Origin of the sequence: Phormidesmis priestleyi BC1401 (assembly GCF_001650195.1) — a bacterium.
GTDB classification, from domain to species: domain Bacteria; phylum Cyanobacteriota; class Cyanobacteriia; order Leptolyngbyales; family Leptolyngbyaceae; genus Phormidesmis_A; species Phormidesmis_A priestleyi_B.
Window position 1 is genome coordinate 1 of record NZ_LXYR01000096.1, and the last position, 9,898, is coordinate 9,898.

The 9,898-nt window shown below is 48.5% G+C and carries 17 protein-coding genes and 1 pseudogene; 13 read left to right on the forward strand and 5 right to left on the reverse strand.

The annotated features are described in order from the left end of the window. Positions 1–60: 60 nt before the first annotated feature. The 4 genes from A8707_RS30415 to A8707_RS24645 all read left to right on the forward strand — a co-directional run bounded on the left by A8707_RS30415 (position 61) and on the right by A8707_RS24645 (position 3,392). Positions 61–192, forward strand: a complete 132-nt coding sequence (locus A8707_RS30415) for a rhomboid family intramembrane serine protease (RefSeq protein WP_269452769.1) — start codon at positions 61–63, stop codon at positions 190–192. A gap of 393 nt (positions 193–585) precedes the next feature. Further along, positions 586–1,173 carry a recombinase family protein gene (locus A8707_RS24635; protein WP_068819914.1) on the forward strand — a complete coding sequence of 196 codons (588 nt, stop codon included), beginning with the start codon at positions 586–588 and terminating at the stop codon, positions 1,171–1,173. A gap of 432 nt (positions 1,174–1,605) precedes the next feature. Further along, on the forward strand, positions 1,606–2,316 hold the full coding sequence (locus tag A8707_RS24640; protein ID WP_068819917.1) for an Npun_F0296 family exosortase-dependent surface protein: 711 nt from the start codon (positions 1,606–1,608) through the stop codon (positions 2,314–2,316). A gap of 365 nt (positions 2,317–2,681) precedes the next feature. Continuing rightward, on the forward strand, positions 2,682–3,392 hold the full coding sequence (locus A8707_RS24645; protein ID WP_068819921.1) for an IS6 family transposase: 711 nt from the start codon (positions 2,682–2,684) through the stop codon (positions 3,390–3,392). A 593-nt stretch (positions 3,393–3,985) separates the two neighbouring features. Here A8707_RS24645 and A8707_RS24655 read toward each other — a convergent pair. The 5 genes from A8707_RS24655 to A8707_RS24675 form a co-directional block, all read right to left on the reverse strand. Continuing rightward, entirely contained in the window at positions 3,986–4,240 is a 255-nt protein-coding gene (locus A8707_RS24655; RefSeq protein ID WP_068819923.1) for a GlsB/YeaQ/YmgE family stress response membrane protein, read from the reverse strand. 392 nt (positions 4,241–4,632) lie between these two features. Continuing rightward, on the reverse strand, positions 4,633–5,235 hold the full coding sequence (locus A8707_RS24660; protein ID WP_231948457.1) for a recombinase family protein: 603 nt from the start codon (positions 5,233–5,235) through the stop codon (positions 4,633–4,635). A gap of 101 nt (positions 5,236–5,336) precedes the next feature. Further along, on the reverse strand, positions 5,337–5,693 hold the full coding sequence (locus A8707_RS24665) for a thermonuclease family protein (RefSeq protein WP_082906499.1): 357 nt from the start codon (positions 5,691–5,693) through the stop codon (positions 5,337–5,339). Between the two features lie 30 nt (positions 5,694–5,723). Further along, positions 5,724–5,882, reverse strand: a complete 159-nt coding sequence (locus tag A8707_RS24670) for a lmo0937 family membrane protein (RefSeq protein WP_156518862.1) — start codon at positions 5,880–5,882, stop codon at positions 5,724–5,726. 297 nt (positions 5,883–6,179) lie between these two features. After that, a complete protein-coding gene (locus tag A8707_RS24675) occupies positions 6,180–6,494 on the reverse strand; it encodes a PepSY domain-containing protein (protein ID WP_068819927.1) in 315 nt (104 codons plus the stop codon). 241 nt (positions 6,495–6,735) lie between these two features. Here A8707_RS24675 and A8707_RS24680 point away from each other — a divergent pair, with 241 nt between their 5' ends. From A8707_RS24680 to A8707_RS24705, 9 genes and pseudogenes are all read left to right on the forward strand, one after another. Beyond that, the gene (locus A8707_RS24680) at positions 6,736–6,984 is read left to right on the forward strand and encodes a CopG family ribbon-helix-helix protein (RefSeq protein ID WP_068819929.1); all 249 of its coding nucleotides are present in this window, start codon (positions 6,736–6,738) and stop codon (positions 6,982–6,984) included. Further along, positions 6,968–7,183: a type II toxin-antitoxin system RelE/ParE family toxin gene (locus A8707_RS24685; protein WP_068819931.1), complete on the forward strand. Its 216-nt coding sequence runs from the start codon at positions 6,968–6,970 to the stop codon at positions 7,181–7,183. Before A8707_RS24680 ends, A8707_RS24685 begins: the two co-directional genes overlap by 17 nt. Before the next feature lie 291 nt (positions 7,184–7,474). After that, a pseudogene (locus A8707_RS24690) lies at positions 7,475–7,867 on the forward strand (recombinase family protein); the annotation flags it as partial. After that, positions 7,853–8,032 carry a helix-turn-helix domain-containing protein gene (locus A8707_RS30865; RefSeq protein ID WP_331711745.1) on the forward strand — a complete coding sequence of 60 codons (180 nt, stop codon included), beginning with the start codon at positions 7,853–7,855 and terminating at the stop codon, positions 8,030–8,032. The pseudogene A8707_RS24690 and the gene A8707_RS30865, both read left to right, overlap by 15 nt. Before the next feature lie 113 nt (positions 8,033–8,145). Continuing rightward, the gene (locus tag A8707_RS24695) at positions 8,146–8,406 is read left to right on the forward strand and encodes a hypothetical protein (RefSeq protein WP_068819933.1); all 261 of its coding nucleotides are present in this window, start codon (positions 8,146–8,148) and stop codon (positions 8,404–8,406) included. Between the two features lie 225 nt (positions 8,407–8,631). After that, positions 8,632–8,985: a hypothetical protein gene (locus A8707_RS28660; protein WP_156518863.1), complete on the forward strand. Its 354-nt coding sequence runs from the start codon at positions 8,632–8,634 to the stop codon at positions 8,983–8,985. Beyond that, positions 8,982–9,116 (forward strand): hypothetical protein, encoded by a 135-nt coding sequence (locus tag A8707_RS30420; RefSeq protein WP_269452770.1) that lies wholly within the window; start codon positions 8,982–8,984, stop codon positions 9,114–9,116. Before A8707_RS28660 ends, A8707_RS30420 begins: the two co-directional genes overlap by 4 nt. A gap of 278 nt (positions 9,117–9,394) precedes the next feature. After that, complete coding sequence (locus A8707_RS24700) at positions 9,395–9,619, forward strand: hypothetical protein (protein WP_068819934.1); 225 nt, start codon at positions 9,395–9,397, stop codon at positions 9,617–9,619. Positions 9,620–9,645: 26 nt separating this feature from the next. After that, on the forward strand, positions 9,646–9,898 hold a 253-nt coding region (locus A8707_RS24705; RefSeq protein WP_068818922.1), incomplete at its 3' end, for a transposase.

Sequence of the window (9,898 nt, forward strand, 5' to 3'; positions counted from 1 at the left end):
CAGGAAGTGCCGCCACTTAAACAAGGATTGGGCAACCATTTAAGATGAGACGAGAGAAAATTGAGCCTTCCAACCCTATCATTTTTGCGACACAACCGCATCTCTTGGCAAGGACATTTATTTGGCTTTGTCGGTGGCATCCTCATTGCCCGTTATTTGCCGGAGTTGAGGCAGTGGTTTGGAACGTTCTAAGGTCAGCCATTCCTGGATCAAACTGATCGCGCACTGATGAATTAGGTTCTAAACGTGGTTCGGTTGCGCTCCCTGCCTAGCTGTAGCGACCTGCAATCGTCGCCTTTTCAGACCAGGATTAGTCGCAACTATCATTTCACATCAACCAGGATTAACTGCAACTGAACCGGCGTTCCCTTGCAACAAACCTGCAATCATCCGCTCAAACCAGAATTAATGGCAACTGGCGGCAGGCAAGAAAACGCTCCTTTGTTTTACAGTCGAACGTGCGTTCCCAAAACTAAGCTTTCAGGCTTGCAAACGTGTAAATTAACTTGTTAATCAATCTATGTCTCAAAATAAGGCAAGTCTAACGAGTTCTGAGACAATAACAGGACATTAGAACTCTCCACAATGCTGATTGGCTACGAACGAGTTTCCACAGACGACCAGAATCTGGCACTGCAACAGGATGCTTTGCAATCTGCCGATTGTGAAAAAATCTTCTCGGACAAGATGAGCGGAGCAAACGCGGATCGCCCTGGACTGAAAGAAGCTTTTGAGTTTGCTAGAAAAGGAGACACGATCGTCGTCTGGCGACTCGATCGCTTAGGTCGATCGCTCAAAGACCTGATTGCCCTGGTCGAAGCGTTGGAGAACCGCAAGATTGGGTTGCGGTCTCTTCAAGAGAACATTGACACCACCACTAGTGGGGGAAAGCTGGTCTTCCACTTGTTTGGGGCACTCGCAGAGTTTGAGCGCAATCTAATTCGAGAACGGACTCAGGCGGGGTTACAAGCGGCAAGAGCCAGAGGGCGTAAAGGGGGACGACAGCAAAAGTTAACCCCACAGCAAATTGAGATCGGACGATCCCTCTCCACAGACCCAACGCGATCAGTAACTAGCATTTGTGAACATCTGAGCATTAGTCGTCCAGCTTACTATCGCTATATCAACCCAAGAGTCAACCCAGAACTCAAAGGAGGGACTGGATTGATTTAACTCGCCGTCTCAACAAGAGTGGAGGTTGGCGTTCCCGTGGCGAGCGAACCAAAACCAGCGGTAAGATGCTGTACGTCAAGTAATAGAACGCAGAGCTTGCTACCTACCTAGCTAAACGGCTTACTTAAGGTCATTGCTCGACCCTGCTGTGCCTGTACTGCTCGATGTAGAAATACAAATGCTACTTCAGTACGCTCCCCATACGTAAATAAACTAAATATTTAGCCCTTTCTAAAATTTCATCGAAACTACACAAAGTCGCCTAAAAACTAGCTTTTTTATAAATTACAGATATAAGCCTCTCTCCTTAATTCTAAAGAGACCATACTGAGGATGTGAGTAGATTGGTATAAAAATATACTCTCATGCTATGCCCCCAGTATTCCAAAACCACGTTTCTCTATTACAGAAATATCATAAGGACAAACTGGCATGAAAACGGTCACAACTTGGCTAGCACTGATTGCAGGACTCGCTGCTTCTGCTACGATTGCAAGTCCAGCTAAAGCGATCAGCCTGACCTACGGCGGCACTCATGTCGTGGGTGAGGGAATGAAGTCCAGTATCTCTGGCGCAAAAACCATTGATTTTAATAGTGGTTCAGCCCCCACCTCTGGCATTGCTACCTACTCCACAGCTTCTGGTGCGGCTGCCACCGTTGTGAATACATCTGTGTCCGGTCAGCACGCGATGCCAAATGGTGATACGAGCTATTACTTGACGATCGCGCCTCAAGGCAGTGGTGTTGAGGGAGCTACGGGAGACGTTGCGATCAACTTCAATAAATCGCTTGATTACTTCGGGATCTACTTGGGGTCAGTCGATGCTTATAATTCCATCGATTTTTACACCAATAACGGCGTGAAAACGATTACTGGCTCAGACATCACGTCTACACCCGATGGCAATTGGTTCAGCCAAACCAGCAACCTCTATGTCAACTTCTTGGCGAACCCAGGAGAGACCTTCAACAAGGTGGTCTTAAAAACCAGTGGTATCGCGTTCGAGACGGACAACCATGCTTACAGAGAAGCTGCTGCAAAGTCGGTGCCTGAGCCAGGCACAATAGCTGGGCTGTTAGTCATGGGGGCAATGGGCGCTGGCTCTCTTCTAAAGCGGAAGAGACTTGCAACCATTCGCTAGTTGTTTGCCTTCTTGCCTTATCATTCTCGCGACACAACCTTCATCAGCGCTCCACCCATCGCTGTAAAATTGCATAATTCCGAACGGTTCCAACAACGCTTCCCGGCTGACAGAAGGCTGCAAGTTGGCACCAAGGGTTTGCGTTACTTCAAAAGCACAACAAGCCCCTTGCGGGAGTAAGGGGTAAAAGTAGCGGTGCGATGTGGCAAGTCGAGTGTTAGAGGATTAAGGGGTTGAGATGCAATCGAGTAGGCAGCGATGTTCTACTCGACTGCATCTCGACCCCGAGTTAAGAGGGCGCTGAGGCGGTTCTGTCGCAAAACTGATAAGGTAGGGAGGCTCAATTTTCTCTCATCCCAACCTAAATGGCTTCCCAATCCTTGTTTAAGTGGTGTCACTTTCTGCCAGAGATCATCTTGCTGAATGTGCGGTGGTATTGCCGCTATCCCTTGAGCTACCGGAACCTGGAAGAAATGATGGCAGAACGAGGAGTGGAGGTGGATCACTCCACAATCAATCGCTGGGTGCTGAAGTTTGCGCCAGAACTGGACAAACGGCTTCGTCCTCATTTGAGCCAAACGAATGATTCGTGGCGAGTGGATGAGACATACATTGAGGTCAAAGGGGAATGGAAATATTTGTATCGAGCGGTAGACTCGATGGGCAACACGCTGGACTGTATGCTGAGTGCAAAGCGAGACGGCAAGGCAGCTGCGAGATTTTTCCGTAACGTGCTAAAGGCTCAACACACTCAAGCCCCACGCGTGATCACGGTGGATAAAAATGCCGCCTATCCAGTCGCGATGGACAAGCTGAAAGCGGATGAAACGATTGCCGAAGAAACTGAACTCCGGCAGATTAAATACCTGAACAACATCATTGAGCAGGATCACCGGAACATCAAGCGGATTGTCAAACCGATGATGGGGTTTCAGTCGTTTAACAGCGCGAGAAGAACGTTGAGCGGGATTGAAGCGATGAATATGATCAGAAAAGGACAAGCGAAAGGAATCCGTAAAGGGGACAGTGTGTCTCAAATGAAGTTTATCGAAGAACTCTTTGGAGTGATCGCTTAAGACAAGACGATTGGCACTGTTTGCTGGTCACTTTAAAAAGTTTGCGACAGAACCCTCGTGAGCCACTCTCCCAATGGGCTCGGTGCGAAAGACCCAGATTTGTCCTGTCTTAGAAACCGGAAGATTGAGAAAATCAGCCAGGAGAACATCAAAACAGAGTATTTTGCCTCGTCGATCGCTCAATCTGACCTGGTTGATCAAGATTTCGGAGCAACTTTATACGAAACCCGCAACCAGTTGTAAGCTCGAAACGAAAACGCAAGGACATGCTCTGCGGAACGTTGCCACAATCGTCGGCGGAGCCGTGGCAGGGGTCTCAGTAGTAATGGATGCTTTTGGCGAATGTGCTACACGGGGTTCTTTGCATAACCCTTTTTGAGGGGTTGTGCAAAGAACCCCTACTATTAGCCACCTTGTGATCGCAGGCAGGTGAAAAAGCAATTGTGGTTGTTCTTACCCACCTGTTATAGCTACCGCCACATAGGTTAGGACAGGGACATTTTTGGCAGCACGCGAAGCACACTACCAAAAATGTCCTAAGCAAAGTGGCGATGGCTATACATAAAAGACTTCGGCTTTCTTAGGGTCAATTTTCAGACTCGTGACCGCTGGATGAGGTGGAGAACCACCAGCAGTACCACAGCACCTACAAAAGCAATAAAGATAGTGCCAGCTAGACCTGCAAAAGGAGCTGTAAGCCCCAGTTGACCAAAAAGCCAACCGCCGACAAAAGCACCCACAATACCTACTATAATATCGCCGATAAGACCGTACCCAATCCCCCCGGCGACAAAACTAGACAGAATACCTGCAATCAGTCCAACAATCAGCCAAGTGAGCAAATCCATTTAGCACTCCTGATGAACATTAGTCAAGCTTCATTAATAGTCTAAGTGAAGGTGGGCGATCGCTGACCAGCTTCTTTATACTCAGCAACCAATTTTTGCAGATCCGGATCTTTGATATCAGCGATCGCAGAGTGAAGAGAGGTGGCTTAGGTTTTGAGACACGTCGTTTCGGTCTTTGCACTTACACGAGACTCACTATTTCGTCATCGAAAATTGGTATTGGTCTAGACCTGTGGATCAGGTTGGTGAAACCCACTTTGGGGTTGAGTTTAACTCAACCCCAAAGTGGATGGAGTGCTGTTTCGTTGTAGAGCACAGCACAATCGCACGGGAGTGAAGTTAACCCAGTTGCTGCGAGAGCGTCACTTCAGCTGCAACCCTTTCGGCTCCCCTCATTCAGTCGGTTCTGCATAGCGATGCTGACTCAGCAGACGGCTAACCGTGGAAGGATGCACCTTGAACAATCGCGCTGCTTCAGCATTACTCTTCTGTTCATCATTGACCATCTGAATGATCGCCTGCTGCTGCGGCTGAGTCAGCTTCGGACGGCGACCTCCCACCCGTCCTTGACGACGTGCCTCCTCTAGACCCGCTTTCGTCCGTTCTCGAATCATGGAGCGCTCAAACTCCGCAAAGCTGCCCACCATCTGCATCATCATGCGTCCCGCTGGAGTCGTTGTGTTGATCGCCTCCGTCAAGCTCCGAAAGCCTGCTCCGAGCGCATCAATCTGCTCCATCAAGGTTAAGAGATCCTTGAGTGACCGAGACAAGCGATCGAGCTTCCAGACCACAAACACATCGCCTTTGCGAAGGTGCTCGATGGCGCGATGCAGTTGAGGACGATCCCAGCGACCTCCTGAAGCTTTCTCCTCGAAGATGCGATCAACTCCTGCCGCCTTCAACGCCCTTTTTTGAGTGGCTGTGTCTTGATCCTCTAGTTTCGAGACTCTGGCGTAACCGATGAGCATGATGATGTTGCATAAACCTGTTGCCATTTAATCACGTTTTGCAACAGGTTTATGCAACGCTAGAACACTTATTCTCTCGTGACAGGTCAATCCTTGCACAAACGAACGTTTGATCACCGATTAAACCTTCACATGACTGGCACCATCAAAGTTTGAGATTGCCTGCTGTTTGTTCTAGCCAAACTTAAAGAGTTTGGCATATCAGTACTAGTTGATTGAAGAAGGACGTTTTCAAAGGTAATTTTGTGTAAAAGCAAACTCACCAGCTCCCCATTCACAAACGTCTCTTCCTGGCTATTCGTCTTTTTCACAAACACTTCTGCCACCGTGCGCCCATAGCGATCTTTCTCAATAGGCATCACAATCACCTCGTGTCCAATTCCACCCACGAGCGATCGTAACTTCCCCGTCGCCTCTGCCCCAAACGGCTGACTAGGCTTTGATCCGTGAGGCACTTCCGGCGCATCGTTGCCACAAGGTCTCAGTTTTCCTTTCCCCTAGAACCGATCTCACGATCATTGCCGCGCGTCACGGTTCATCGCGAAATTGTAGATGGCTAGGGCGATCGCCAAAACTAGGAGAAGGTGAATCAACCCACCCGCAATATGCAGCGCAAATCCTGCTATCCACAAGACAAAGAGCAGAACAACAATTCCCCAAAGGACACTGAACATAGCGTTAACCTTTAAAGCGATGGAATGGACAAATTGTAAATGAGAGTTCCAACTCAGCAACCCTCTCAAAGGCGGAGATTCTTACGACGCGTCAATAAAGGTAGTCGATGGGTATTGTCAACTTAACTGCTCGATGGCTTGCTTACTGAGAAAACAACCAATTTTCAGAGACTGGAAGGACTATTATTCCATGACTCTAAGTGCGCTCATTCTCAATAGATGAGGCAAAATCGAGTTAAGTTGACAATACCAGGTCAACACGATATTGAACTGATGACTCACTCAAGAGACGGTCAGTTAGTCTGGGTTTTGACCTTCAGCCGTGTTCTCAAGCACATTGCCAGTTTTGGCATCCACGCCGACTTCATAAGTCTTCGTGCCGCTCTTGATGTCGAATGAATAGCGCAAGCCACTGCCGCCACCTTCGTTCTCTAGTTCTTCGTCGGTGATGGTGCCTGGATGAGCTTTGAGAGCGATTTTGCGGGCATTTAGTAGACTCACCTTTGCTTGTTGTGAGTTGGCTGGCGATGCCTGAGCGAGTCGAGCAATGCCTCCGATCGTGAGCATACTCATCGCGACGACTGCACCAATAAGTTGAATTGAGCGTTTCATGGGAGATGTCCTTCCAAAGTAGGTTTGTAGATATACACTAAGCAAGAAGTGTGCAGAAGTCGGAAAGACAATGGCAATGACTAGCTCTGTAAGCGAGGAGCGATTATATATGGGAAAGCTTGCCAAGTGATCCGGCAAGGCGTTGCTTGAGGCTCAAAAGCTACCGGAACGTCAATTTGCATTGCATCGTATTGCACTGCATGATAGAGGTATCAAATCTCTTTCCTGGTTGGGCATAACCATGAGCAAGGAAAACATTACCTTTCGTCTAGATAGCGAGAAGCGAGAAGCCTTGGATCAGCTCGCGGCGGGAGTTGATCGCGATCGCAGCTATTTGATCAACGAAGCTATCACGCTTTACCTAGAAATGCACCAATGGCAAATTGAAGAAATTCATCACGGCATCGCTGAGGCAGATGCCGGAGACTTTGCACCAGAGGAAGAGGTCAGTGCTGCATTTGCAAGGCTGACCCATGGCAAAGCCCGTTAAATGGCTGCGTAAAGCGCTGAAGAATCTGGAGCAGACCTATGCCTATGTTGCTGAAACTAATGGTGATGCCGCGATCGCGATAGTCCTCAAAATTCAAGCCGCGACGGATCACTTATCCGAGTTTCCCCTGATGGGCAGAACCGGACGGGTCGATGGTACGCGGGAACTGATGATTGCCAATACTCCCTATATCGGGTAGACACGGAAAACGGAAAATATAGCACGTTAAGAATTTTGTATGGGCTTAAACCTGCTTCCAGCAGCGATGTTGCTATTTCTGCGCCAGACATAATCTCCAGTCAGGTTAATATGCTCCCAATCCAATGGCGATAGGTATTGAAACTCCTCTCGAAAACGTAGGTTTGTGATAAGCCGCATCCAGCCTGCCCCAGGGCACGCAGAATCAAGGTTCTTCTATTCTCACAAATAGGTCTCGAAATTAATTCTCGATTTTCCCCCAGCGCCATGAGTTTCGATAAGGAACGCACCGATGTTCATTGGTTATGCTCGGGTCTCAACTCCAGACCAGCATCTCGACCTTCAGGTCGAGGCACTGAAGCTAGCGGGTTGTCATCAGATCTTGGATGACAAGATTGGTGGTAGCTGAGGGGAGCGACCTGGACTTACCAAGGCACTAGAGATGCTGCGCGAAGGTGATAGCTTGGTTGTGTGGAAATTGGACCGACTTGGACGCAGTGTTAAGCATTTGGTCGATCTGGTCGGTGAGTTGCATCAGCAAGGTATTCAGTTTAAGAGTCTGACTGACTCGATTGATACGGCTACTCCGTCGGGTCGCTTCTTCTTTCATGTCATGGCAAGTTTAGCTGAGATGGAGCGAGAGCTAAATGCGGAGCGAACCCGTGCGGGGTTGGAAATCGCCCATCAACTTGGGCGCAAGGGTGGGCGCAAACGTCAGATGACCGATAGTAAAATCGAGTCGGCAAAGCAACTGTTGACGAATGGGGTGCCTCCTCGTGACGTGGCTAAAAATCTTGGCGTGTCTGTACCGACGCTCTACCGCTGGGTTCCAGCTTCTTCAATTCCTTAACGTGCTATATTTTCCGTTTTCTGTGTCTACCCCAGACACAACCCTATCAAGAGAAACCTGCTGAAAGCCCAACTCAAACCGATGAGCCTGAAGACGATGCGCCTGAGATCGGTTTGAATCAGCCCAGTGTTGCAGAGGTCAAAGCTCAGAAGAAAGAACTGTTTGAATTGGGGCAAGCGATTCTAGAACTGCTTCAGAAAAATCCTGATAAATCTTATAGCGACGAGGCGATTAGAACTCACAGATTCATTCGAGAGACGCTTGGCAAAGCACCCGCGATCGGAGACATTAGGCAGAGTATCAACACTATCTCTAAGACTCCTTTTGTTCGCACCGTCGATGAAGGAAGAATCCAATGGAATCAGTCCACCTAATTCTCTTGAGGGCATCTATTCTCTTAACAGTTTCTCCCTCTAGCACGATTTGGCACGGCACGGCACGATTTCACGGCACGGAGAGCGGCACGGACGGAATATCAATACGTGCCGCCATCGTGCCGTGCCGTGCCAGATGAATCGTGCCAAATCGTGCCGCCCAGTTGTGCCAAATCGTGCCGCTCCATAAATCAATTAATTTTTATTAGCTAAAGGGGTCTACAAATGTCTGAATTTCAAGAGGATGTTCTATCAATTACTTGGCACAAAATTAAATCTACTCGCACCCATGTTTTATGCGTCTGTCGGTTGCCAGAAGAGGTGAGAGATAGATTAGCCCGTGAAGTTGTTAGGAAGGCTCACGGGGCATTTATCCTATCGTTCAGCAGCTTCCCATCGGTCGGTGAAGAGTTCCCCTACCAGGGGCAAATGTGGAAGGTGAAATCGATTATTCAGTTCCCTCGCCGCTATAAAACTCAAGAGCCAAGTTACCCTGCGATCGCTCGTCTGGAATGGCTCAGTAGTTATGAATCAATTGAATCTGTGCTGATGGAATATCTTAACCTGGAGGCAGAATGAAGCGACTTAAAAATATTCAAGGCGATCAACTGCCCATAGATGAACTGCTACCAGATGCCCAAACAACGCCCCATAAACCGGTTAAAAAGCCATTTAAGAAACAAGCACTCTACCGAGTGAAGAAAAAATGAAAGTAGCCAGTTTTATTGGTCTGCTAGGTGCAGCGATCGAAACCGGGATCTCAGTAGTACGCCTTGAGAGCCGTGCTGGAATATGGATATTGTCCTGGGACTGCAACCGCTCTGCTTTCGGCAATACATAGACTACGAGCAAGGATAATCCGCTCAAGCTCCGTATATCCCACAGATGTTGCTGTTATAACCGGATGATTCAAGCCATGTGCGAATGACTAGCTAGGGGCAGTCGCACACGAGCAACTCCTTTATTCATTTCTGAAGGATGTTGACCAGTGATCGCGACCGTAACCAATACTTCAGACGACCTGACTTTAATCCAGCGCTTCATTGACGGCAGAGCATCCCTGGAGTCCAGCCCTAACTTACGGATTGAGTCAGACTTAGACACCACACGGCTGTTCACCAAAAAGGGTGTGTTTCTCGCAGCCGTTAAACTAGCGCTCAATATGCGCTCTGTGAGGTGGAACCCAAAAACTGGACAGGTGAATAAGCTCTAAACTTCCCACCCATGATAGGAATGGTTATGAGCAAAAACAAACGCAAACAGTACAGTTCTCAATTCAAAGCAAAAGTTGCGATTGAAGCGGTGAAAGGAGAGAAAACCATTGCTGAAATTGCGAGTCAATATAGCGTGCATCCGACGATGATTCACGGTTGGAAACGGCATCTTCTAGCGGGCATGAGTGAGGTGTTTGAGCGCGGTTCCAGCGCCAGCAAAGTAGAGCCAGAAGGGCAAGCCCACCTCGATGAGTTGTATCGACAGATTGGACAGTTGA